The 23,750-nt window shown below is 68.4% G+C and carries 20 protein-coding genes and 1 tRNA gene; 12 read left to right on the top strand and 9 right to left on the bottom strand.

The window, feature by feature from the left end:
* Positions 1-295 precede the first annotated feature (295 nt).
* Entirely contained in the window at positions 296-1,267 is a 972-nt protein-coding gene (locus OUY22_RS09910; protein ID WP_270154538.1) for a D-alanine--D-alanine ligase family protein, read from the top strand.
* 159 nt (positions 1,268-1,426) lie between these two features.
* The gene (locus OUY22_RS09915) at positions 1,427-2,467 is read left to right on the top strand and encodes a threonine aldolase family protein (RefSeq protein WP_270154539.1); all 1,041 of its coding nucleotides are present in this window, start codon (positions 1,427-1,429) and stop codon (positions 2,465-2,467) included.
* 917 nt (positions 2,468-3,384) lie between these two features.
* On the opposite strand, the gene OUY22_RS09920 is transcribed toward OUY22_RS09915, so the two are convergent.
* The 8 genes from OUY22_RS09920 to rpmH form a co-directional block, all read right to left on the bottom strand.
* On the bottom strand, positions 3,385-4,350 hold the full coding sequence (locus OUY22_RS09920; RefSeq protein ID WP_270154540.1) for a ParB/RepB/Spo0J family partition protein: 966 nt from the start codon (positions 4,348-4,350) through the stop codon (positions 3,385-3,387).
* Between the two features lie 259 nt (positions 4,351-4,609).
* On the bottom strand, positions 4,610-5,536 hold the full coding sequence (locus tag OUY22_RS09925; RefSeq protein WP_270154541.1) for a ParA family protein: 927 nt from the start codon (positions 5,534-5,536) through the stop codon (positions 4,610-4,612).
* A 136-nt stretch (positions 5,537-5,672) separates the two neighbouring features.
* Entirely contained in the window at positions 5,673-6,344 is a 672-nt protein-coding gene (rsmG, locus tag OUY22_RS09930) for a 16S rRNA (guanine(527)-N(7))-methyltransferase RsmG (RefSeq protein ID WP_270154542.1), read from the bottom strand.
* Between the two features lie 272 nt (positions 6,345-6,616).
* The gene (locus OUY22_RS09935; RefSeq protein ID WP_270154570.1) at positions 6,617-7,105 is read right to left on the bottom strand and encodes a Jag family protein; all 489 of its coding nucleotides are present in this window, start codon (positions 7,103-7,105) and stop codon (positions 6,617-6,619) included.
* 20 nt (positions 7,106-7,125) lie between these two features.
* Positions 7,126-8,079 carry a membrane protein insertase YidC gene (gene yidC / locus OUY22_RS09940; RefSeq protein WP_270154543.1) on the bottom strand — a complete coding sequence of 318 codons (954 nt, stop codon included), beginning with the start codon at positions 8,077-8,079 and terminating at the stop codon, positions 7,126-7,128.
* 4 nt (positions 8,080-8,083) lie between these two features.
* Positions 8,084-8,362 (bottom strand): membrane protein insertion efficiency factor YidD, encoded by a 279-nt coding sequence (gene yidD / locus OUY22_RS09945; RefSeq protein ID WP_270154544.1) that lies wholly within the window; start codon positions 8,360-8,362, stop codon positions 8,084-8,086.
* On the bottom strand, positions 8,359-8,721 hold the full coding sequence (gene rnpA, locus OUY22_RS09950) for a ribonuclease P protein component (protein ID WP_270154545.1): 363 nt from the start codon (positions 8,719-8,721) through the stop codon (positions 8,359-8,361). The genes yidD and rnpA overlap by 4 nt, the downstream gene beginning before the upstream one ends.
* 62 nt (positions 8,722-8,783) lie before the next feature.
* Positions 8,784-8,921, bottom strand: coding sequence for a 50S ribosomal protein L34 (rpmH, locus tag OUY22_RS09955; protein ID WP_020547366.1), 138 nt, complete (start codon positions 8,919-8,921; stop codon positions 8,784-8,786).
* A 442-nt stretch (positions 8,922-9,363) separates the two neighbouring features.
* Here rpmH and dnaA point away from each other — a divergent pair, with 442 nt between their 5' ends.
* The 10 genes from dnaA to OUY22_RS10005 all read left to right on the top strand — a co-directional run bounded on the left by dnaA (position 9,364) and on the right by OUY22_RS10005 (position 22,284).
* On the top strand, positions 9,364-11,004 hold the full coding sequence (gene dnaA, locus OUY22_RS09960) for a chromosomal replication initiator protein DnaA (RefSeq protein WP_270154546.1): 1,641 nt from the start codon (positions 9,364-9,366) through the stop codon (positions 11,002-11,004).
* Between the two features lie 522 nt (positions 11,005-11,526).
* Positions 11,527-12,666 carry a DNA polymerase III subunit beta gene (dnaN, locus tag OUY22_RS09965; protein ID WP_270154547.1) on the top strand — a complete coding sequence of 380 codons (1,140 nt, stop codon included), beginning with the start codon at positions 11,527-11,529 and terminating at the stop codon, positions 12,664-12,666.
* Between the two features lie 49 nt (positions 12,667-12,715).
* A complete protein-coding gene (gene gnd / locus OUY22_RS09970; protein WP_270154548.1) occupies positions 12,716-13,666 on the top strand; it encodes a phosphogluconate dehydrogenase (NAD(+)-dependent, decarboxylating) in 951 nt (316 codons plus the stop codon).
* A gap of 62 nt (positions 13,667-13,728) precedes the next feature.
* Positions 13,729-14,961 carry a DNA replication/repair protein RecF gene (gene recF / locus OUY22_RS09975; RefSeq protein ID WP_270154549.1) on the top strand — a complete coding sequence of 411 codons (1,233 nt, stop codon included), beginning with the start codon at positions 13,729-13,731 and terminating at the stop codon, positions 14,959-14,961.
* Entirely contained in the window at positions 14,951-15,451 is a 501-nt protein-coding gene (locus OUY22_RS09980; RefSeq protein WP_270154550.1) for a DUF721 domain-containing protein, read from the top strand. Before recF ends, OUY22_RS09980 begins: the two co-directional genes overlap by 11 nt.
* A 396-nt stretch (positions 15,452-15,847) precedes the next feature.
* The gene (gene gyrB / locus OUY22_RS09985) at positions 15,848-17,770 is read left to right on the top strand and encodes a DNA topoisomerase (ATP-hydrolyzing) subunit B (RefSeq protein WP_408638135.1); all 1,923 of its coding nucleotides are present in this window, start codon (positions 15,848-15,850) and stop codon (positions 17,768-17,770) included.
* Positions 17,771-17,806: 36 nt separating this feature from the next.
* Entirely contained in the window at positions 17,807-20,308 is a 2,502-nt protein-coding gene (gyrA, locus tag OUY22_RS09990) for a DNA gyrase subunit A (protein WP_270154552.1), read from the top strand.
* A gap of 3 nt (positions 20,309-20,311) precedes the next feature.
* Positions 20,312-21,034 carry a DUF3566 domain-containing protein gene (locus OUY22_RS09995; RefSeq protein WP_270154553.1) on the top strand — a complete coding sequence of 241 codons (723 nt, stop codon included), beginning with the start codon at positions 20,312-20,314 and terminating at the stop codon, positions 21,032-21,034.
* A 123-nt stretch (positions 21,035-21,157) separates the two neighbouring features.
* Positions 21,158-21,231, top strand: a tRNA-Ile gene (locus OUY22_RS10000).
* 312 nt (positions 21,232-21,543) lie between these two features.
* Complete coding sequence (locus tag OUY22_RS10005; RefSeq protein ID WP_270154554.1) at positions 21,544-22,284, top strand: GNAT family N-acetyltransferase; 741 nt, start codon at positions 21,544-21,546, stop codon at positions 22,282-22,284.
* On the opposite strand, the gene OUY22_RS10010 is transcribed toward OUY22_RS10005, so the two are convergent.
* Positions 22,269-23,303 carry a hypothetical protein gene (locus OUY22_RS10010; protein ID WP_270154555.1) on the bottom strand — a complete coding sequence of 345 codons (1,035 nt, stop codon included), beginning with the start codon at positions 23,301-23,303 and terminating at the stop codon, positions 22,269-22,271. The two genes, OUY22_RS10005 and OUY22_RS10010, sit on opposite strands and share 16 nt — an antisense overlap.
* Positions 23,304-23,750: the final 447 nt, after the last annotated feature.

A 23,750-nucleotide genomic window follows, 5' to 3' on the forward strand; every position in this document is an offset into this window, starting at 1 on the left:
GTACGGACCCCGGCCCTGTCGGCGGTCACGCCCCGCGAGACGCGAGCGTACGGTCGTCAAGACGCGGGCGTGGTCGTCAAGACGCGGGCGTACAGTCACTTGACGCGGGCGTACAGGCACGGCGGGCGCGGGCGTGCTGGTCGCGCGAGACGCGGGTGTACGGTGACCGCCCCGGCTCGTGATGGACGCCAGGCCACCGTCGTACGCTGGCGCACCTGCCGCCGGTACGGTTGGACCAGACTGGACCACGGCCTGGAAAACGGCCTGGACCATGGTGACCGTTTGAGGAGACGAGATGAGCGACCTGGGCCACGTGCTCGTGCTGGCCGGGGGCCTGTCCTACGAGCGTGAGGTGTCGCTGCGCTCCGGCCGCCGGGTGAGCGAGGTGCTCAGGGCGACGGGCATCGACGTCGAGGCCCGCGACACCGACGCGTCCCTGGTCCCGTCCATCCTCGCCGACCCGCCGGACGCCGTGTTCGTGACGCTGCACGGCGGCGCCGGCGAGGACGGCGCGATCCGCTCGGTGCTGGAGCTCCTCGACGTCCCTTACGTGGGCGCCGACCCCGACGCGTGCCGGGTCGCCTTCGACAAGCCGACGGCCAAGGCCGTCGTCCGCTCGGTCGGCCTGCGCACGCCTTCCTCGATCACGCTGCCCAAGGAGACATTCCACGACCTCGGCGCGACGGCCGTGCTGGAGCGCATCGTCGACCAGCTCCGCCTCCCGCTGTTCGTCAAGCCCGCCCGCGGCGGCTCCGCCCTGGGCGCGTCCATCGTCCGCACCGCCGAGGAGCTCCCGGCCGCGATGGTCGGCTGCTTCGCGTACGGCGACATCGCCCTCATCGAGCGGTACGTCGAAGGCGTCGAGGTGGCGGTCTCCGTCGTGGACGTCGGCGACGGCCCCGTCGCGCTCCCGGCCGTGGAGATCGTCCCCGACGAGGGCGTGTACGACTACGCCGCCCGCTACACGGCCGGCCACACCGAGTTCTTCGCCCCGGCCCGCCTCTCCCCCGCCGCGGCGGCGGCCTGCGCCGAGACCGCCGTGACGGCTCACACGGCGCTCGGCCTGCGCGACATCTCCCGCACCGACCTCATCGTCGACGCCACGGACACGCCCTACTTCCTGGAGGTGAACGTCGCCCCCGGCATGACGGAGACCTCCCTCCTCCCGATGGCCGCCGAAGCGGCGGGCCAGGACCTCGGCGACCTCTGCCGCGCCCTGCTCCAGAACGCCGCCAACCGCCCCCGCACCACCCTCGCGAACCGCTGAGCACCACCCGCACCACGACGAACGCCGCCCGGCACATCACGGACCACGGCACGCCTCTCCCCACGACCCGGCGATCGCGTCTCCCGCGACCACTCGCCCTGGTGGATCGCGACCGCGACACGACCGAGGACGGATCGCACCCGTAAGTAGCCTTGGCCTGTGATCGACTCCATCTACTCGAAGAGCTTCGCCAGCGACAACCACGCCGGCGTCCACCCCACCGTCCTCGAAGCCATGGCAGACGCCAACCACGGTGACGCGCCCGCGTACGGTGGCGACACCTGGACGGCGACGTTCGAGCAGCGCGTCAAGGACGTGTTCGGCCCACAGGCCGAAGGGTTCGCCGTGCTGAACGGCGCGGGCGCGAACCTGGTCGGCCTGGCACTCATGCTCGGCCGCTATGACGCGATCATCTGCCCCGACACCGCCCACATCGCCACCCACGAGACCGGCGCCACGGAACGCCTGCTCGGGGTGAAACTCGTGACCGTGCCGACGCCTGACGGCAAGCTCCGCCCGGCCGACGTCGCCTCACGCCTGTCCGTCCTGGGCGCGCACCACCACCCTCAGCCCCGTGTCGTCTCCATCTCCCAAGTGACCGAGCTCGGCACCTGCTACTCCCCCGACGAGATCGCGGCCCTCGCCGAGACCGCCCACGCGGCCGGCCTACGCCTCCACGTCGACGGCGCCCGGCTGGCCAACGCGGCGGCGTACCACGGCTGCGGGCTGGACGAGATCACTACGGCGGCGGGCGTGGACGTCTTCAGCTTCGGCGGTACCAAGAACGGGGCGCTCGCCGCTGAGGCGGTCGTCGTCCTGGACCCATCGCTCGCCGGTGCGGTTCCTTTCCTGCGCCGCCAGTCGCTCCAGCTCGCTTCCAAGATGCGGTTCGTCTCGGCTCAGCTCACCGCTCTGCTCACCGACGATCTGTGGCGGCGGAACGCGGCGCACGCCAACGCCATGGCACTCCGCCTAGCGGACGGTCTCGCCGGAGTCCCTGACGTCACTCTTGAGCACCCGGTGGAGTCCAACGCCGTCTTCGCCCGGCTCCCCATCCCGATGGCCACGACGCTCCAGCGGCGCCACCGCTTCCACTTCTGGGACGAGGCGGCCGGTGTCGTCCGCTGGATGACGGCGTTCGACACCACGCCGGACCACGTCGACCACTTCCTCACCGACATCCGCAAGGCAGCCATGTGACCGAGCCGAGCTGCCACGTTTCACGTGAAACACCGCCCGCATGCGATGCGGATCGCTCGTTTCACGTGAAACATCGACCTCCGCCTATGACTGGAGTTGGAAAGCCGAAGGGTAGCGAGGGGGAACCGAGCGGCATGAAAGTCCAGCCCACGGGAACCGAGCGACGTGGGAGTCCAGTCCACAGCAGAACCGAAGCTCCCTGGGCAGCCGACGGGATGGAGCGGCGCCCCCCACGCGGCTACCACCGGGCGGCCGAGGGCTATCCCCGTTCAGCGGACGCCGCCCCGGCAGAGCATGGAGCGACGTCGTCAACGCCCGGCCGTCTCGCTCCGGCGTCAGGGGTCGGGGCCAGAAGCTTGGCTGCCGGAGAGAAGTGCGGACCGTATGAACCACATCAACGGTAGAGGGAAGGCAGTCGGGCGATTTCACCGAGTGAGGGCGCGGTCATGGAACGGCGAGGCAAAGATCGCCAACACCCGAGCGCCCTCACCTCACAGTCGAGCGAAGTGGTTCCACGTGGAATCTCGGCTGGGACTGACTGCTGGAGCAGCGCCGTCCGGCCGAGCAGGCGCTGATCAGCGTGGTCGCCGGGTCTCAGTCGCCTGTTTCACGTGAAACAACGGCCAGGCAGAATCATCAGAGCCCACGACCGGGGGTAGCTCTCGCCTTTCCTGTGGAAGTTCCTGTGCAGATGCCTCGCAGGATCTTCACTCACGGTCTCTCCTACACCACACCGTCCACAAGAAACCACACGCAAGGTTCCTACGCGGACGCCCACGGCGCCGAAGAGCCCATCCAGCCAGGCTTCCACTTCGACTCTCGTTGCCGAGCAAGAAGTGTCGACTCGATTCGGAGCGACTCGTACCGAACCAGCCGCAAGAGCGCAGCCACACGCCCACCGACCGATGCCGAGGAAGCTACTCCTCCGCCTCGCGCATGACGCGGGCCGCCTCAGGGGCCATGGTGCCGATGATGCGCTCCAGGTCGTCGATCGTGGCGAACTCCACCACGATGCGTCCCTTCCTGCGGCCCAGGTCCACCTTCACCTTGGTCTCGAAGTGGTCGGAAAGTCGATCCGCGAGGTGGGCGAGGCCGGGGGCGGTGGGCTTGTTCACCTGACGCTCGCGGGCGGGCTTCGAGGGAGCTGCCTGGACGTTCCCCAGCGCGACGATCTCTTCCACCGCGCGCACGGACAGCAGCTCGGCGACGATGCGCTTGGCGAGCTGGATCATCTCCTCGGGGGTGGACAGACCGAGCAGGGCGCGCGCATGACCGGCGGAGATGGAGCCGGCCGCCAATTTGAGCTGGACGTCGGGCGGAAGCTGGAGCAGGCGCAGGGTGTTGGTGATGTGCGATCGCGAACGGCCGACCTTCTGCGCGATCTGCTCGTGGGTGGCTTCGAAGTCGTCGAGGAGCTGCTGGTAGGCGGCGGCCTCTTCCAGGGGGTTGAGCTGCTCCCTCTGGAGGTTCTCGATCAGCGCGTCACGGAGGAGGTCGGTGTCGCGGGTGTTGCGGACGATCGCCGGGATCTCCTGAAGGCCCGCCATCTTCGAGGCCCGCAGCCGCCGCTCCCCCATGATGAGCTCGTACTGTCCACCCCCAACTGGGCGAACCACCACGGGCTGCAGGAGACCGACCTCACGGATCGACGCCTCCAAGTCCATGAGGCGCTCCTCGTCGAACACCTCGCGCGGCTGCCGTGGGTTCGGCACGATCGCGGAGACGGGGACTTCCTTGAAGTACGCGCCGGCGACAGGCTTCGGCCCCGCGTCGTGCGCCGCCGAGCCGTTGGCGGGCGGCACCGTCCCCGTGCCGTCGACAACGGGACCCGTCGGAATGAGAGCTCCCAGCCCTTTGCCCAATCCCCGCCGCTGCTGGCTCACTGCGTCTCCTCATCCACCCGGGCTGATTCCCGTCACTCCAGGAGAGGTTACCGGTGCGCGCACCGCACAGTGTCTCGTCTACGCACCGTCCCACCGGATTTACGACACCATGCCCTGAACATCCGATGCCAGAGCCTTTCCCGGCACATCTGACGACCGCTCGTCCCGGGCGTGGCGGCCTTCCGCAGCGGACGGTGTGCCAAGCATCGCGAGCCGTCCGGCCAACACCGGATGGGACGATCCTGTGCGAGCCGGTCCCCTACACCATGGCGCGGTGGGCGATCTCGCGGGCCGCGTCCATGTAGGCCATCGCGCCGCTGGAGCCCGGGTCGTACGTCATCACCGACTGGCCGTAGCTGGGCGCCTCCGACAGGCGGACGCTCCGCGGGATCACCGTGCTGAGCACCGTGTCCCCGAAGTGCGCCCGGACCTCGTCCGCCACCTGTGACGCCAGCCGGGTGCGGCCGTCGTACATGGTGAGGACGATCGTGGACAGCCGGAGCGTCGGGTTGAGGTGGGCCTTGATGAGATCGACGTTCCGGAGGAGCTGGCCGAGGCCCTCCAGCGCGTAGTACTCACACTGGATCGGGATCATGACCTCGTCCGCCGCCACCAGGGCGTTGACCGTGAGCAGGCCGAGCGACGGAGGGCAGTCGATGATGACGTAGTCGAAGTCGACCGCGTCGTAGGCCGCGAGCGCCCGGCGCAGGCGAGCCTCCCGGGCCACCAGGGAGACGAGCTCGATCTCGGCGCCGGCCAGGTCGATGGTCGCGGGGGCGCAGTAGAGGTTGGGCATGTCCGGCACCTGCTTGACGATGTCCGCCATCGGCAGGTCGTCGACCAGCACCTGGTAGACGTCGGGTACGTCGCCGCGATGCTCGGTGGCCAGGGCGGTGGACGCGTTGCCCTGGGGGTCCAGGTCGACCACCAGCACGCGCTCGCCCTTCATCGACAATGCGGCCGCGATGTTGACCGACGTGGTGGTCTTGCCCACCCCACCCTTCTGGTTCGCCACCGCGATCACCCGGGTCTTCGCCGGCTTGGGCCAGGAATCGTCAAGGAAGGAGTCGCCCGCCTGAATGGGCAACTTCGTGGCCGGTGTTTCACGTGAAACCACTGAGTTGAGCGCCTCTCGTACCAACGGCGAATCACCTGGGTTCAGGGGGGTCTGGGTCACGGTGGCCATCCTTTCAACCCGTGGCGTACCGGTGGCGGGAATTCGCTGTCGCGACACGCCCTTTTCGGGCCAGCCAACCCCCGTGGCGTGCTCGGACGGAGGCAGATCGGGCCAGCCCAGGCCGCTGTGCGCGACTGGCATGCCGTCACCTCCTTCGTCGCGACCTTTTCTGCTCAGGCGCGCGACCCGCTACGACGCGCACCAGTGTTGCAGGCGGCTCGACCTTACCGCGCCCCACGGTCACAAGCTCGGCCGCACGGGCGCCGACGGCCTTGAGTCGCGGCTCGGCCTCGGCGAGCTCCTCCGCCGCCCGCTCCCCCTTCATCGCGATCAGCTCGCCGCCCTCGCGGAGCAGCGGCATCGCCCAGGTGAGCAGGCGGTCGAGCGGCGCCACCGCGCGGGCGCTGGCGACGTCGAACTGCCGCTCGCCCCGCAGCTCCTCGGCCCGGCCGCGCAGCACCTCGACGTTGTCCAGCTTGAGCGCCTCGACGCACTCCTCAAGGAAAACGGTACGGCGGAGCAGCGGTTCCAGCAGGGTGACCGTGAGATCCGGCCGGACGATGGCCAGCACCAGCCCAGGCAGGCCGGCACCGGAGCCGATATCCACCAGGCGGACGTCCTGCGGCACGACCTCGGCCACCACGGCACAGTTGAGCAGGTGGCGGTCCCAGATCCGCGGCACCTCGCGCGGGCCGAGCAGCCCTCGGACCACTCCGGGACCGGCGAGCAGATCGGCGAACTCCCGGGCTCGGTCCCAGGCATCGCCGGTGAACACATCCCGCGCGATGTCAGGCGGAGGCGGCAGCTCGTCGCTCACTGCTGGGTGACCCTTTCTCACGGTGACGGTGTCAAGGCTATGCGGGGCGATCAGTACTGGAAGACTATCGGCCCCACGTGGACGGCACCCCGCGAGCACGCCGCTTCGACCTTTCCACAATCCGGAAGCCCAGCTCGGGACGGGATCTGTGGACAAGCCTGTGGATAAAACCCGGCTCGCTCGTACGTACGAAAGTTGTGGACAGGGCTCCGGAAACGCGAACGGCCGCCGGCGCCCGAAGGCGGGCCGGCGGCCGGGATGCCAGGGATGCGTCAGGCGGGCAGGACCACCACGTAGCGGTGAGGTTCCTCGCCCTCCGACTCGCTGCGCAGGCCGGCGGCGGCCACCGCATCGTGGACGATCTTGCGCTCGAAGGGGGTCATCGGCTCCAGGGCGCGGGCTTCGCCGCGATCCTTGACCTCGTTGGCCACTTCGGTGCCGAGCTTGCTCAGCTCCGCGCGGCGGCGCTCACGGTAGCCGGCCACGTCGAGCATGAGGCGCGAGCGCTCCCCCGTCTGCCTGTGGACGGCCAGGCGGGTCAGCTCCTGCAGCGCCTCCAGCACTTCGCCTTCCGGGCCGACCAGCTCGGTGCTCTTGATGCCGACGACGGAGACCAGCGCGCGGTCGCCCTCGACGTCCATGTCGATGTCACCGTCGATGTCGGCGATGTCGAGAAGCCCTTCGACGTAGTCGGCCGCGATCTCGCCTTCCTGCTCGAGCGCGTTGAGATCAGGAGCTTTCTCCTGCTCGGCCTCGGTCATGGCCGGCCTCTCCTTCGTGTTCACGACTTCTTGCTGCCGGTGCGCTTGCTGCGGCTCTGCTTGGTGGGCTGGTTCCTGACGATCTTAGGCTGAGGAGGCGGCGCGGGGGCCTCTTCCACTTCCGGAGTCGTCTTGCGCAGCCGCTGGACCATGCTGGGCTTGGGCTTGACCGGGATGACGTTGCCCTTGGCGTCGAACTGCGGCATCGGGTGCCGGCTGTAGAACCAGTGCTGCTGGCCGAGCGTCCACACGTTGGTCGTCACCCAGTAGAGGATCAGGCCGAGCGGGAAGTTCAGGCTGAAGAAGGCGAACAGCGGCGAGATCCACATGAGGATCTTCTGCTGCTGGGCCATGGGGTTGTCGGGCATCTGCGCCATGGATCGGGTGACGCTCTGCCGGACGGTGAGGAACGTGGTCAGCGAGCTGAGCGCGACGAAGAGGGCCAGCACGATCCGCGTCGTGAGCGGGGTCGCGTCCAGGGCGACGAGGTCCTGCTCGGGCATGAAGAAGTAGGCCGGCAGCGGCGCGCCGAAGATGTGCGCCTTGCCGGCGCTGTCGACCAGCTCCTGCGTCATGCCGAACTTCGGCTGGCCGCTGGCCATCGCGTTCAGCACGGTGAACATGCCGATGAAGATCGGGAACTGCGCCAGGACGGGGAGGCAGCCGCCGAGCGGGTTCGCGCCCGCACCCTGGTACAGCGCCATGACCTCCTGGTTCATGCGCTGCTTGTCGTTCTTGTAGCGCTTGCGTAGGTCTGCCACCTTCGGGGCGAGTTCCTGCATCTTCTTCGACGAGCGCATCTGCTTGAGGAAGAGCGGGAAGATGCAGATTCGCATCAGCACGGTCAGCGTGATGATGGTCAGTGCCCACGTCAGTCCGCTGTCCGGATTCAGGAACGTGCTGTATCCCGTATGGATCCAGGTGATGACGAAGGCTACGGCTTCATAGAGCCAGCTCAGCCAGGACAGCTCCACCGAGCTATCTCCCTTGCAATTCGTGAGACCGAACCGGGCGTGGGGGCACCGGGTCAATACCTCCGGGATGGAATGGGTGGCACCGCCCGATGCGCCGGACAGTCAACCAGGTGCCGCGCAGTGCCCCGTGAACGGCTACCGCCTCGAGCCCGTACGCGCTGCACGACGGGTAGAAGCGGCAGCGTGGACCGAGCAGCGGGCTGATGAACGCCCGATAGAACCGAATAGGGCCGATCAGCACCCGAGCGGCGAGGCTCGGTGTCGCTTGCGGCTGCTCCGTCATCTCTGCCCATCCATCGCGGATTCGTGCCGCCTGAGCAGTCGGTCCAAAGTGGAGTCGAGCTCTGCGGCAAGGTGCTCGTATCGCGCTGACGCTGCCGGGGGGTTCGCGCGTACCACAAGCAGGCTACCTCCCGGAAGCCGGTCGAGACGCTCGCGCATCAGGTGTCGGAGCCGCCGCTTGACCTTGTTGCGCACCACGGCGCCCCCGACGGACCGGCTGACGACGAAGCCCACGAGGGGCGTCCCTTCCCCGGAAACGGCGAAATGCACCACCAGCGTGGGGCGGCCGGCGCGTTTGCCGCGCTTGATCGCCGTCTGGAAGTCGTCGCCCCGCCGCATGCGGGTTGGCCGGGAAAGCATGGAAGACGCCTATCGCCCGCCGGTGTGGTTCACCGGCGGGCGGACAGTCGGGCGCGGGACGATCAGGCCGACAGCTTCTCGCGACCCTTGCGGCGGCGAGAGGCGAGGATGGCCCGACCGGCCCGGGTGCGCATCCGCAGCCGGAAGCCGTGGGTCTTCGCGCGGCGACGGTTGTTCGGCTGGAAAGTACGCTTGCTCACGAGTGGGCTCCAGGCTTGAAGGTGCGCACGAGGCGCTGAACACACATGGCTGGCCTGTCAAAAGGCGAGGGCACGCGAAATAGCCGACGCGTGACAAGCCGACCGTCGTACGCTACGCGGCGGAGCGCCCCAGGTCAAACCGGAGTCGTCATCCACGAATCCACAGGCGACTTTTCCACCGGCAGGACCACGTCCACATGTTGTGCACTCAGGTACCACTAGGCTGTGGACAACGCCTTGAACACAGCTGTGCACATAGATACTGTCGGCCCTTCCAGGCCCGCTAGAGGGCTGTGCATAGCTTGTGGATCTCCTGTGGAGACCGCGGGCGTCCCGGCCGGGGGCGACGCTGTGGACGACAGAGCACGGCGCGACGCGTTGGCCCGCTGGATGTGGATAACGATCGTGGGGGGCCGCGAAAGGAAGGAGGGGGAGACGCGCGATGAACAATGTCGACCTGGGCGCGGTGTGGGCCAGGGCCTTGGGCAACTTTCTCAACGAGAACGTGCCCATCCAGCAGCGCACCTGGCTCGGGATGGTGCGCCCCATCGCCCTCGCGGACGACACGATCGTGCTGGGTGTCCCCAACGACTTCCTGAAGGACCTCATCGAGGGCAAACTGCGCCCGCTCGTCGCCCACGCGCTCTCCCAGGAGCTGGGCCGCGCCATGCGCCTGGCCGTGATGATCGACACGACGGCCCCCGAGCCGCCCAAGCAGGAGCCTCATCCCCAGCCTGGGGGTAATGGTTATCCCCAAGGCCAGGACCCTCAGCCCCGTTTTCCACAAGGGCCCGCACCCCAGCATTTCGCGGTTTCCGAGCCTCCGCAGTTCTATTCTCCCCAGCCGGATCCGGGCCAGTCGTCCACCGATTATCCACAGCCGTCGTTCTCCTTCGACCAAGGTTCGTTCGACAAAGGCTCCTTCGCCAAAGGCTCCTTCGACCAGGGCTCGTTCGACCCGCCTCCGTCGTACACACCGCCTGTGGAGAAGGCGCCGGAACCGGCGCCGAACCGGTGGGAGGCCAAGAGCAACAAGCCCAGCGAGCCGGCCCGGCTGAACCAGAAGTACACCTTCGAGACGTTCGTCATCGGGGCCAGCAACCGTTTCGCGCACGCCGCGGCGGTAGCCGTCGCCGAATCCCCCGCCAAGGCGTACAACCCGCTGTTCATCTACGGCGACTCGGGGCTGGGCAAGACGCACCTTCTTCATGCCATCGGGCATTACGCGCAGAGCCTGTACGACGGCGCCCGGGTGCGTTACGTGAGCTCCGAGGAGTTCACCAACGACTTCATCAACAGCATCCGCGACCACAAGGCCGACGGGTTCCGGGGCCGTTATCGCGCGATCGACATCCTGCTCGTGGACGACATCCAGTTCCTGGAGGGCAAGGAGCAGACGCAGGAGGAGTTCTTCCACACCTTCAACACGCTCCACAACGCCAACAAGCAGATCGTGATCTCCAGCGACCGGGCGCCGAAGCAGCTGATCACGCTGGAGGACCGGCTGCGCAACCGGTTCGAGTGGGGCCTGATAACCGACGTGCAGCCGCCCGAGCTGGAGACGCGGATCGCGATCCTGCGGAAGAAGGCCATACAGGAGGGCCTGGCGGCGCCGCCCGAGGTGCTGGAGTACATCGCCAGCCGGATCTCCACCAACATCCGCGAGCTGGAGGGGGCGCTGATCAGGGTCACCGCGTTCGCCAGCCTCAACCGGCAGGGTGTGGATCTCCAACTGGCCGAGGTGGTGCTCAAGGACCTGATCACCTCCGAGTCGGGGCCGGAGATCACGATCGCCACGATCATGGCGAAGACGGCCGAGTACTTCGGCATCAGCATCGACGACCTGTGCGGCAGCTCGCGCAGCAGGGCGCTGGTGAACGCCCGGCAGATCGCGATGTATCTGGCGCGGGAGCTGACGGAGCTGTCGCTACCGAAGATCGGGCAGCAGTTCGGCGGCCGCGACCACACGACCGTGATGCACGCCGAACGCAAGATCCGATCGCTCATCGCCGAGCGCAGGTCGATGTACAACCAGGTCAACGAGCTGACAATGCGGATCAAACAGACGTCCCGCGGGTCCTAGTCGTCATGCACACCCTGTGGAAAACACTGTGGATCAGGGGAAACGCGCCGAGGGCCCGTTCGTACGCCCCACTATGCCCAGAAATTTTCCGCGCCGAGGCTGGGGATAACAGTGGGGACATCCTGAGGAGAACCTGGGGACTACTCGTGGATGACTTGGGGACGGCCTGTGCACAGTCTCCGAGAGGGCCGCGGAAGGCCCGTTTACCCCGTGGACAACCGGTGGAAACCCGGTGGATGACCGGTGGACGAAGGCACCAAGATCTGGGGATGCCCTGTGGGCGACGGCGCTTCATCCCCAGCCGCCGAAGTTTCCCCCAGGCGTCACCCACACCCTCAGTGGATGAAAATCGGGCCACTGAGCAGCGGATACGCGAGTTGTCCACAGTATCCACCGCCCCTAGTGTGATGACTCCACTTATCTCTTAAGAAGAAACTCAAGACCCATAGAGGGGTTCTCGCGGTTCGCGCGTGCGGGAGGCGAGACACTTGGAATCAACGACGAACCAGGAGGCTGATCACCGTGATGTTCCGAATCGAGCGAGACGTCCTCGCTGAGGCGGTGGCATGGACGGCACGCAGCCTCCCGGCACGGCCGTCCGTCCCCGTCCTGGCCGGCATGCGCCTGGAGGTGACCGACGAGCAGCGGCTGAAGCTGTCCGGCTTCGACTACGAGGTCTCGGCCGAGGTGACGCTCGAGGTCCACACCGGCGAGCCCGGCGTGGTCCTCGTCTCCGGCAAGCTGCTGGCCGAGATCACCCGCGCGCTTCCCGCACAGCCTGTGGACTTCGTGGTGGAGGGCGCCAAGGCGGTCGTCACCTGTGGCAGCGCCCGGTTCACCCTGCTCACCATGCCTGTGGAGGACTATCCGACGCTCCCGGCCATGCCGCCGGCGGCCGGGAGGGTGGGCAGCGACGTCTTCGCCGCCGCCGTCGGCCAGGTGGCCGTCGCCGCCGGGCGCGACGACACGCTGCCGATGCTCACCGGCGTGCGCATGGAGATCGAGGGCGACACCGTCACCCTGGCCGCGACCGACCGCTACCGCCTGGCCGTGCGCGAGCTCAAGTGGCAGCCGGGCCAGCCCGACTTCTCCGCCATCGCGATGATCCCCGGCAAGACCCTGGCCGACACGGCCAAGGCCCTGGGGGCCACCGGGGCCGAGGTGGAGATCGCCCTCAGCTCCGCGGGCGGCACCGGCGAAGGCATGATCGGCTTCTCCAGCGCGGGCCGGCGCACCACCACCCGGCTGCTCGACCCCGAGTTCCCCAAGTACCGCTCGCTGCTGCCCACCGAGTTCTCCGCGCGCGCCGACCTGTCCACAGGCCCGTTCGTGGAGGCGGTCAAGCGCGTGGCCCTGGTCGCCGAGCGCAACACTCCGGTGCGGCTGGCCTTCAAGAGCGGCGAGGTCGTCCTGGAGGCGGGCAGCGGCGACGAGGCCCAGGCCGTCGAGGCGCTGCCGGTGGAGTACGAGGGCGAGGAGATGAACATCGCCTTCAACCACCAGTTCCTGCTCGAAGGGCTGGGCGCGATCGACTCCGACGTGGCCAGGCTGCAGATGACCACCTCGACCAAGCCCGCCATCCTCACCGGGGGCAAGCCTGTGGACGAAGGCGGCACTCCCGACTACCGCTACCTGATCATGCCGATCCGCCTGTCCAGCTGAATAATCGGGCGATGATGATGGAAGCCGGACGAGAGGGTAGTGGGGCAGCATGCAGATCGGCATGGTGGGACTCGGCAAGATGGGCGGCAACATGGCCGAGCGGCTGCGCCGCGGCGGTCACGACGTGGTCGGGTTCGACCGCGATCCCTCGATCAGCGACGTGGGGAGCCTGAAGGAGCTGGTCGAGAGGCTGCGGGCGCCCCGCGTGGTCTGGGTGATGGTGCCGGCCGGGGTGCCCACCCAGCAGACGATCGACGACCTCGGCGAGCTGCTGTCCGAGGGCGACGTGGTCGTCGACGGCGGCAACTCCCACTATGTGGACGACCAGAAGCACGCCGCCGAGCTGGCCCGCAAGGGCATCGGCTTCGTCGACTGCGGCGTGAGCGGCGGCGTCTGGGGGCTGGAGAACGGCTACGCCCTCATGTGCGGCGGCGACGGGCCGCACGTCCAGCGGCTGATGCCGATCTTCGAGACGCTCAAGCCCGAAGGCACGGACGGCTTCGTGCACGCCGGGGACGTGGGCGCCGGCCACTTCGCGAAGATGGTCCACAACGGCATCGAGTACGGCATGATGCAGTCCTTCGCCGAAGGCTGGGAGCTGCTGGAGGCCTCCGACGTCGTCAAGGACGTCCGGGGCTGCTTCAGCAGCTGGCGCACCGGCACCGTGATCCGCTCCTGGCTGCTCGATCTCATGGTGCGGGCGCTCGACGACGACGAGCACCTGGAGGGCCTGCGCGGCTACGCCCAGGACTCCGGTGAGGGCCGGTGGACGGTGCAGGCCGCCGTGGACCACGCGGTGCCGCTCCCGGTGATCACCGCCGCGCTGTTCGCCAGGTTCGCCTCCCGTCAGGACGACTCTCCCTCGATGAAGGTGGTGGCCGCGCTGCGCAACCAGTTCGGCGGCCACGCGATCACCGCTACCGAGGGCTCCACGGACAAGGGGGCCGACTCGCCGGGCGCCGACGTGACCCCGCCGCCGCGCGACGCCGACCGGCGGTGAGTTTTCCACAGGGTGTGCGCCGATGACCGAAGAGGTCGGTGTGGCGGGCTAACCTTCGTGGGGTGCACGTCGCCCACCTCTCGCTGACCGACTTCCGGTCCTACGCGTCCGTGGAGCTCGGCCTGGAGCCGGGCGTCACGGCCTTCGTGGGGCCCAACGGCCAGGGCAAGACCAACCTCGTCGAGGCGCTGGGCTACGTGGCGACCCACTCCAGTCACCGGGTGGCCGCCGACGCCCCGCTGGTGCGCCACGGCGCCTCGCGGGCGGTCGTGCGCTGCGCCGTCCACAGGGACGACCGGCGCGCCCTGGTGGAGCTGGAGATCAACCCCGGCCGGGCCAACCGCGCCCGGCTCAACCGCTCCCCCGTCTCCCGCGCGCGCGACGTCATCGGGTTGCTGCGCACGGTCCTGTTCGCCCCCGAGGACCTCTCCATGGTCAAGGGCGACCCGTCCGAGCGCCGCCGCTTCCTGGACGAGCTGCTGGTCTCCAGGGCTCCACGGTTCGCGGGCGTGCGCGCCGACTACGACCGGGTGCTGAAGCAGCGCGGCGCGCTCCTGCGTACGGCCTCGCAGGCCCGCAGAGGGGCCAGGAGCGGCCGTAGAGCCGAGAGTGAGGTCGGATTCACGGCGGCGGGCGCCGGCGACGTGCTGAGCACTCTGGAGGTCTGGGACGCCCATCTGGCCCGCCACGGCGCCGAGCTGCTGCGCGCCCGGCTGGAGCTGGTCGAGGCGCTGCGCCCGCTGGTCGCCGCGGCCTACGCCGCGCTGGCGCCCACGAGCGCTCCCGCGACGCTCGCCTATCGCAGCACGTTGTCCACAGGTGGGGACGACTCGGAGGGCGAAATCCCCGGTGAGAGGGGATCTCCCGAGGCGCAGACGTTATCCACATGCCTGGGGAAAACTCTCGAGGAGCGGCTCAGGGAGCGGCTGCTGGAGGTCCGCTCCGCCGAGCTCGAACGCGGCGTGACCCTCGTCGGCCCCCACCGCGACGACCTGATCCTGCGCCTGGGCGAGCTGCCCGCCAGGGGTTACGCCAGCCACGGCGAGTCCTGGTCGTTCGCGCTCGCGCTGCGGCTGGCCGCCTACGACCTCCTGCGGGCCGACGGCGGCGATCCGGTGCTGATCCTCGACGACGTGTTCGCCGAGCTCGACGCGCAGCGCAGACGCCGCCTCGCCGAGATCGTCGCCCCGGCCGAGCAGGTGCTCATCACCGCGGCCGTGGCCGACGACGTGCCGTCCGAGTTGTCCGGAGCCAGGTTCGACGTCGCTGAAGGGAGCGTGCGACGTGTCCGCTGACCACGATGCCACCGCCAGGGGCGCCGCCCTGGCCAGGGAGAAGCTCGCCCAGGCGAAGGCCGACGCCGCCAGACGGGGCCAGCTCCCCCGCAGCGAGCCCAGGCGCAGGGCGGCCGGCCCCCGCCGGGACGCCGGGGACCCGCAGCTGTTCGGCCGGGCGATCGCCGAGCTGCTGGCGGCCCGGGGCTGGGAGCAGTCCGCGGCGGTGGGCGGCGTGTTCGGCCGGTGGGCCGACATCGTCGGCCCCGAGCTGGCCGCCCACACCAAACCCGAGTCCTTCGCCGACGGCGAGGTGCTCGTCGTGGCCGACTCCACGGCCTGGGCGACGCAGGTCCGGCTGCTCGCGCGCACCCTCGTACGCCGGCTCAACGAGGAGCTGGGCGACAACACCGTGACGAAGGTGAAGGTCAGAGGCCCGATGAATGCGCCGCGACCATCGGGCGGATTGCGGGTGACCGGAAGTCGCGGCCCTGGTGACACCTATGGGTAGCCGCGTCCAGCCGCAGGCCGGGGCCACCCTGGATCCGCCCCGGCCTGCGGTCGGCCTGTGACAGGCGCGGCTGCGGTTGCCGGGCGGTCAGAGGGGTCGCAGACGCGCTGACCCCCCGATCCGGAGGGGGGATGCTGATCCGGGGGGAAAACGGGCCAGAGAGCATCACAGGCGCGTTCAATGCCACCTTCGGGCTCCGAACCCGGTAGAATGAAAGCGGATTCCGGACACGTCCGCTTGCGTGTCACCCCGGCAGGCAAGCCGACTCCCCTGGGTGACCGCGCATCGGGGCACTCACGACGGTGACGGGCACGGCAGGGGCACTTCACGCATTCAGCGTCCCCGCCGCGTGTCCGCGGCAGGAGGATTACGCAGTTGTCCTACGACGCTAGCTCAATCACCGTACTCGAGGGGCTTGAGGCCGTACGCAAGCGCCCGGGTATGTATATCGGCTCGACCGGCGAGCGCGGCCTGCACCACCTCGTCTACGAGATCGTCGACAACGCGGTCGACGAGGCCCTGGCCGGCTTCGCCGACCGGATCGACGTCACGCTGCTCGCCGACAACGGCGTGCGCGTCGTCGACAACGGCCGCGGCATCCCGACCGGCATCCACCCGGTCGAGAAGCGCTCCGCGGTCGAGGTCGTGCTGACGACCCTGCACGCAGGCGGCAAGTTCGACAGCCAGGCCTACGCCGTCTCCGGCGGCCTGCACGGCGTCGGCTCGGCCGTCGTCAACGCGCTGTCGACGGCCATGGACGTCGAGATCAAGCAGAACGGCCACTACTGGCGGATCTTCTTCGACCACGCCAAGCCGACCGCCCCCCTGGCCAAGGGCGAGGAGACCGGCGAGACCGGCACCAGCGTCACGTTCTGGCCCGACCCCGACGTCTTCGAGACCACCACCTGGAACTACGAGACGCTCTCGCGCCGCTTCCAGGAGACGGCCTTCCTCAACAAGGGCCTGACGATCACGATCACCGACGAGCGCCCCGACCACGTCAACGGTGAGGCGCACCGGGCCGAATACCACTACGAGGGCGGCCTGTCCGACTTCGTCAGGCACCTCAACGCCAAGAAGGAGCCGGCCCACGCGTCGATCATCTCCTTCGAGACCGAGGGCGACGGCATCGCGGTCGAGATCTCGATGCAGTGGAACAACTCCTACTCGGAGTCCGTCTACACCTTCGCCAACATGATCAACACGGCCGAGGGCGGCACTCACGAGGAGGGCTTCCGCGCCGCGCTGACGTCCATCGTCAACCGCTACGCGCGCGAGCAGAAGTTCCTCAAGGAGGGCAAGGACGACAACCTCTCCGGCGAGGACGTCCGCGAGGGCCTGACCGCGATCATCTCGGTCAAGCTCTCCGACCCGCAGTTCGAGGGTCAGACCAAGACCAAGCTCGGCAACACCGAGGCCAAGTCGTTCGTCCAGAAGGCCTGCAACGACCACCTGCGCGACTGGTTCGAGCGCAACCCGGGCGAGGCCAAGGACATCATCAACAAGTGCCTGCAGGCATCCCGCGCCCGCATGGCCGCCCGCCAGGCGCGCGACCTGACCCGCCGCAAGTCGCTGCTGGAGTCCGGCAGCGGGCTGCCCGGCAAGCTGGCCGACTGCCAGTGGAACGACCCGGAGAAGTGCGAGCTGTTCATCGTCGAGGGCGACTCGGCCGGCGGCTCGGCCAAGGGCGGTCGCGACTCGCGGTTCCAGGCGATCCTGCCGATCCGCGGCAAGATCCTCAACGTGGAGAAGGCCCGGATCGACAAGGTGCTGAAGAACGCCGAGGTCCAGGCGCTCATCACCGCCCTCGGCACCGGCGTCCACGACGACTTCGACCTCGCCAAGCTGCGCTACCACAAGGTCATCCTGATGGCCGACGCCGACGTCGACGGTCAGCACATCAACACGCTGCTGCTGACGCTGCTGTTCAGGTTCATGCGGCCGCTCATCGAGACCGGCCACGTCTACCTGTCCTGCCCGCCCCTCTACAAGATCAAGTGGGACCGCAAGGGCGAGGACGCCTCGTACGCCTACTCCGACACCGAGCGCGACGCCGTCATCCAGGCGGGGATCGACGCCGGCAAGCCCGACCCGCGCCCGCGCGACAACGTCCAGCGGTTCAAGGGGCTCGGCGAGATGAACGCCGCCCAGCTCTGGGAGACCACGATGAACCCCGAGACCCGGCTGCTGCGCCTCGTCACGCTCGACGACGCGGCCCAGGCCGACGACCTGTTCAGCGTGCTCATGGGCGAGGACGTGGAGGCGCGCCGCGACTTCATCATCCGCAACGCGCGCGACGTCCGCTTCCTCGACGTCTGAGCGGCCTAGCCGCATCACGAAAAAGGACCACAACCTGTGACGGAAGTGAACACCACTCCCCCGGCTGACCGCATCGAACCGGTGGACATCCAGTCCGAGATGCAGCGCAGCTACATGGACTACGCGATGTCCGTCATCGTGTCCAGGGCGCTGCCGGACGTACGTGACGGGCTCAAGCCGGTGCACCGCCGGGTGCTGTACGCGATGTACGACGGCGGCTACCGCCCCGACCGCGGCTACTTCAAGTGCGCCCGCGTCGTCGGCGACGTGATGGGCACCTACCACCCGCACGGCGACACCTCGATCTACGACGCGCTGGTCCGGCTCGCCCAGCACTGGTCGCTGCGCTACCCGCTGGTCGACGGGCAGGGCAACTTCGGCTCGCCGGGCAACGACCCGGCGGCCGCGATGCGCTACACCGAGTGCAAGCTCGCGCCCATCGCCATGGAGATGCTGCGCGACATCGACAAGGAGACCGTCGACTTCCGGCCCAACTACGACGGCAAGTCGCAGGAGCCGGAGGTCCTGCCGGCGCGGTTCCCGCAGCTGCTGGTCAACGGCTCGGGCGGCATCGCCGTCGGCATGGCCACCAACATCCCGCCGCACAACCTGCGTGAGGTGGCCGCCGCGGTCAAATGGTGCCTGGAGCACCCCGAGGCCGAGGACGAGGAGCTGCTCGAAGCCTCGATCAGGCTGGTCAAGGGGCCCGACTTCCCCACCCGCGCGCTCATCGTCGGCCGCCGCGGCATCGAGGACGCCTACCGCACGGGCCGCGGCTCGATCACCATGCGGGCCGTCGTCGAGGTCGAGGAGGACGGCAAGGGCCGCCAGGCGCTGGTCGTCACCGAACTCCCCTACCAGGTCAACCCCGACAACCTCGCGCTCAAGATCGCTGAGCTGGTCCGCGAGGGCAGGCTGACCGGCATCGCCGACGTCCGCGACGAGAGCTCCTCCCGGGTCGGCCAGCGGCTGGTGATCGTGCTCAAGCGCGACGCCGTCGCCAAGGTCGTGCTCAACAACCTCTACAAGCACACCCAGCTGCAGGACACCTTCGGCGCCAACATGCTGGCGCTGGTCGACGGCGTGCCGCGCACGCTCCGGCTCGACCAGTTCATCCGGCACTACGTGGCCCACCAGATCGAGGTCATCGTCCGCCGTACGCGCTATCTGCTGCGCAAGGCGGAGGAGCGCGCCCACATCCTGCGCGCGCTGCTCAAGGCGCTCGACCGGCTCGACGAGGTCATCGCGCTGATCCGGGCGTCGGAGTCCGCCTCCCACGCCCAGCAGGGCCTGATGTCGCTGCTGGAGATCGACGAGATCCAGGCGCAGGCCATTCTGGACATGCAGCTGCGCAAGCTCGCCGCCCTGGAGCGTCAGGCGATCCAGGACGAGTTCGAGCACCTGATGACGCAGATCGCCGAGTACAACGCGATCCTGGCCAGCGAGTCCCGCCAGCGCGAGATCATCGGCGAGGAACTGGGCGAGGTCGTCTCGCGCTACGGCGACGAACGCCGGACCGAGATCATCGCCCACGACGGCGACATGTCCATCGAGGACCTCATCGCCGAGGACGACATCGTCATCACCATCACCCGCGGCGGCTACGCCAAGCGCACCAAGACCGACCTCTACCGCGCGCAGAAACGCGGCGGCAAGGGCGTGCGCGGCGCGCAGCTGCGCCAGGACGACATCGTCGACCACTTCTTCGTCACCACCACCCACCACTGGCTGCTCTTCTTCACCAACAAGGGCCGCGTCTACCGGGTCAAGGCGTACGAGCTCCCCGACGCGGGACGCGACGCCCGCGGCATGCACCTGGCCAACCTCCTGGCCATGCAGCCCGACGAGACGGTCATGGAGGTCCTCTACCTGCGTGACTACGAGGTCGCCCCGTACCTCGTGCTCGCCACCCGCAGCGGCCTGGTGAAGAAGACCCGTTTGTCCGAGTACGACTCCCCCAGGTCCGGCGGCCTGATCGCGATCAATCTGCGCGAGGACGACGAGGTCATCGGCGCCCGCCTGATCTCCGAGGACGACGACCTGCTGCTCGTCTCCAAGGGCGCGCAGTCGATCCGGTTCACCGCCTCCGACGAGGCGCTGCGGCCGATGGGACGCGCCACCAGCGGCGTGATCGGCATGCGATTCCTCGAAGGCGACGAACTCCTGGCCATGAACAGGATCTCTGACGGTCAAGACGTGCTTATCGCCACGAAGGCTGGGTACGCGAAACGCACACCCGTCGAGCAGTATCCAGTCCAAGGACGTGGCGGAAAGGGCGTGCTCACTGCAAAAATCGTGAGCTCTCGTGGCAAGCTGGTCGGAGCCGTCATGGTCAACCCGGAGGACGAGGTCTTCGCGATCACGTCCGCAGGCGGGGTGATCCGGACGAGTGCCGGCGAAATCAAGCAGTCCGGCCGGCAGACCATGGGAGTCCGATTGATGAACCTCGCCGAAGGCGACAGCGTGGTGGCCCTCGCCCGGAACGCCGAGTCGATGGAGACTTCGGTGGAGAGTGAAGCAGACGGGGGAGGAGAGTAATTGATGAGCGCCCAGGGTGGCGCCGCCAGGACCCAGGCGGCTCGGGACAACGGCCAGCAACAGCCGAGCAAGTCCCCTGATCAGAAGCCTCAGAAGGCACAGGAGGAGGAGGGCAACCCGACGAAGCCGGCGCTTCAGCCGGAAGGTCAGCAGCAGCCGCGGCCACCGTCCGCGGGCCCCGGCCCGTCGGCTCCTCCGTCGGCTCCCCCGCGGGTGCCCGCGCCGCCGGAGCGGGACGGCAACAACGACACCACGCGCGTACGCCCGTCGCTGGCGTCCGAGGCTCCCCCGGCCATCGAACTGCCCGGCAAGAAGAAGAAGTCGTCGAGTGGCGGAGGCGCCCGCCTCCCCCGCAAGGCCCACCTGGTACTGCGCCGCGTCGAGCCGTGGTCGGCCATGAAGTTCAGCTTCGTGGTGTCCCTGGTCTGCTTCGTGGTGCTCTTCGTCGCGGTCGCCGTCCTGTACGGCGTGCTGTCGGCCCTGGGCGTGTTCGACTCGATCGTCGACCTGGTCAACCAGCTGAGCCAGGGCGAGCAGGGAGAAGGGTCGCTGCAGATCGACATCGCCTCCTGGTTCGAGCCGATGCGCATCCTGGGCTACACGGCTCTCATCGGCGCCGTGAACGTCGTTCTCATCACCGCCCTCGCCACCCTGGGCGCGGTCATCTACAACGTCTCCAGCGACCTCGTGGGCGGCGTCGAAGTGACCTTCAGCGAGGCCGAGTAACCCGTCCACCCCGCTCACGCCGTCCAGCGGCGGCGCGAGCGGGGTACGGAAGGCGGTAAGCTTTCCTCAGCCGACCAACCGGTTCGCGCCCGCGCGGTGGATGCGATACGGTTTCGGTGGCGCGGGGCTATAGCTCAGACGGTTAGAGCGCTTCCCTGATAAGGAAGAGGTCCCAGGTTCAAGTCCTGGTAGCCCCACCGTATGTCAGAGGCCGTCTCCCATCATGGGAGATGGCCTTTTTGATCTTCTGAGGGACTATGCCTGCTGGTGTAGTCGCCGAAGATCTGGTCCATCGCGTCCGCCCCTTCCAGCAGCACCGGGCGGAGCTGCTTCCGGTAGACCTGTGATCCTGGTAGTCTTTTGGGCGCTCGCGCAGCGTGTGCGGGCGTCTTCTGCATGAGGGAATGAAGCCAGTGATCACGGGTGTGCCCAGCGGCCGCCTGTCGCGGCGGTCCGACGTCTTGTCGTGATTCCACTCCTCATGCCGTAAAGGACTTCCCACCTTGTCTGTGGATCTTCGCATCCAGCAGTCTGTCCTCTCCCGCCGTCCGGCCGCCGTCGAATCGGGGCCGTTCATCCTGGGTTTCGACCCGGCGACCGACAGTCCCAACATCAACTACGCGACACCACGCCCTGGCGCGGAGATCACCGCCTCCGACGTCGCGAGCTTGGTGGGGGCGTTCCGCTCCGCGTCACGACGGCCCCGTTTGGAGTACGTCGTGAACTGCGCCCCCGCCCTTGAGGAGCTGCTGCTCGCGGCTGGTTTCACGGTCGAGGAGCGGCACGAGTTCCTGACCTGCTCGCCCGAATCCTTCGTCTCGCCGCCGCCGGTCGACGGCTTCGTCGTGCGACAACCGGAGAACCGAGCCGAGCGGGCGGCGATGGTGGCCGCCCAAGGCGAGGCATTCGGTGACGCGTTCGAGGTGAGCGACGCCGACGTAGACCGCCTCGAAACGCTGCGGCAGCAGGGCGGCTTCGAGATGGCGGCGTTCGCCTCGGACGGCCCCTGTGCCGGTGCAGGCCAGGCAGTCCCACCCGGCGGCGGGGTCAGTGAGATCGCGGGCATTGCGGTGCGGGCGCCCTACCGGCGTCGCGGTCTCGGCGGGACCATCACGGCCGCGCTCAGCCGGCAGATCTTCGAGTCGGGCGCCGACCTGGCCTGGCTCGAAGCGTCGGGTGACGACTCGTGGCGGGTCTACGAGCGGGTCGGCTTCCGCACGGCGGGCCGCCGCCTCTACATCCGGCTGTAGCCGAACGGGGCCGGCCTACGGGAAGTCTTCAGTGGTCCGGCCCCAGCCTCTCGCGGGCCGGTCTCGTTCCGATATTGATCCACGCAGGATCGGCACAGAACTGGTTCTGATATCAGAGAGGTAGCCGGGTGACGATGGCCACGGACACCGCCGACGAGCAGACCCCGACCCCGGTGCGACGCCGCGGCGGGGTCAGCCTCGGCGTGCCGGGTGAGCACGAGGCGGTGCTCACCGGCTACCGGACCGGGATATCCGGAACCAACACGTCCCCCACGTGGGCACACCTGAAGACCAGCTTGAGGAGTCCGTACGGCCGTCCTCCTGAGCCAGAGAAGGTCCCGCCGCGCCACCGCTCTGCGCGACGCCCTCACCGGGGCACAGCCGTCCGGCGCCAGGTAGCAGGCATGGATCCACATCGACAGTCCTGGCAGGCCGGCCGGGAAGTCCACTGTCTTGTCGCGTACCGGCAGCACCGCCGTGCCTGTGACACTCATCGTCGACGCCGGGGCGGCGCATGTAGTTCGCGGCGGGGCCGGCGACCCAGAGTCGCCTGCGGAGCCGTGGCCTTTGGGCGTGTGAACTCCGCGGGCGACTGGTAGGGCCTGCCGGACTAGCCGTTGGCCTGGGTTACGGCAGCCACGATTTCCGGCTTGTCCGATTGCAGGCTGGCTCGCCATCCCAACGTTGTGCAGCGGGTACTCGTTGATCAGTACCAGCACTTCGTCGGTGTTGGCGATGCCCTTGTAGGCCCCCGCGATGGCTGACTCGATCTTCTGCACCACCTTGCGCTTGGCGTCCAGCCTGAACAGTTCCGGCGCCTCCAGCGAGAAGACGGGCCGCACCGGTTCGGTGCCGACCCGCCCGTCCTGGGAGACGTTCTCCACCGGGTGCTCGCGCAGCCAACCCCGGGTGTCGGGAATCTGGTACGCCTCGTCGAGCGCCTCGGTGATCTCCTTCGGCATCTTTTGCGTCGCATCCGGTGGCGCGCCTTGCGGGACGTCAACGGTGAACCGGGGCATGAGCTGCCTCCTTGTGGCCTGGTCGATGCCAGATGGTTGGACATCGACATCAGCCGGGACGAGCCTGACCGACCCCACGCCACCTTGGTCACCGACCTGGCCACACTGCTCACCCTGCTCCGCACTGACCAACCCATCGACGAGGTACTCGCCGGCGGCGCGGCCCAATCGGAGGGAGACCGTTCGATAGTCGACAGATGGCGCCGACTATTCCCGCTGCCTCAACCAGTGCCCGTCCAGGTCCGCACATAAGGCCACTGGACCTGAACGCCTCGTGACCAGCACCAGGGCGAGGAAGATCGCGCGCCGATACGCAGAGCGTGCTCAAGGTCAGTGGACAGTGCTTACGGAAATGGCAGAACCCGGAGTTCCCGCGGAATGGGCTTATCGTCCACCGTGGTCCGGCATCGTGTCGGGTGCCGCGATATCGCATCTCGAGGACCTGAG

The sequence above is a fragment of the Nonomuraea corallina genome (assembly GCF_027620315.1).
GTDB lineage: Bacteria > Actinomycetota > Actinomycetes > Streptosporangiales > Streptosporangiaceae > Nonomuraea > Nonomuraea corallina.

Bases quoted from the DNA above. Each gene is read 5' to 3' on its own strand.
- OUY22_RS10010 (WP_270154555.1), bottom strand. From the start codon at position 23,303: ATGCCCCGGTTCACCGTTGACGTCCCGCAAGGCGCGCCACCGGATGCG.
- gnd (WP_270154548.1), top strand. From the start codon at position 12,716: ATGCAGATCGGCATGGTGGGACTCGGCAAGATGGGCGGCAACATGGCC.
- rnpA (WP_270154545.1), bottom strand. From the start codon at position 8,721: ATGCTTTCCCGGCCAACCCGCATGCGGCGGGGCGACGACTTCCAGACG.
- OUY22_RS09935 (WP_270154570.1), bottom strand. From the start codon at position 7,105: ATGACCGAGGCCGAGCAGGAGAAAGCTCCTGATCTCAACGCGCTCGAG.
- dnaA (WP_270154546.1), top strand. From the start codon at position 9,364: ATGAACAATGTCGACCTGGGCGCGGTGTGGGCCAGGGCCTTGGGCAAC.
- OUY22_RS09925 (WP_270154541.1), bottom strand. From the start codon at position 5,536: ATGGCCACCGTGACCCAGACCCCCCTGAACCCAGGTGATTCGCCGTTG.
- OUY22_RS09995 (WP_270154553.1), top strand. From the start codon at position 20,312: ATGAGCGCCCAGGGTGGCGCCGCCAGGACCCAGGCGGCTCGGGACAAC.
- yidD (WP_270154544.1), bottom strand. From the start codon at position 8,362: ATGACGGAGCAGCCGCAAGCGACACCGAGCCTCGCCGCTCGGGTGCTG.
- OUY22_RS09910 (WP_270154538.1), top strand. From the start codon at position 296: ATGAGCGACCTGGGCCACGTGCTCGTGCTGGCCGGGGGCCTGTCCTAC.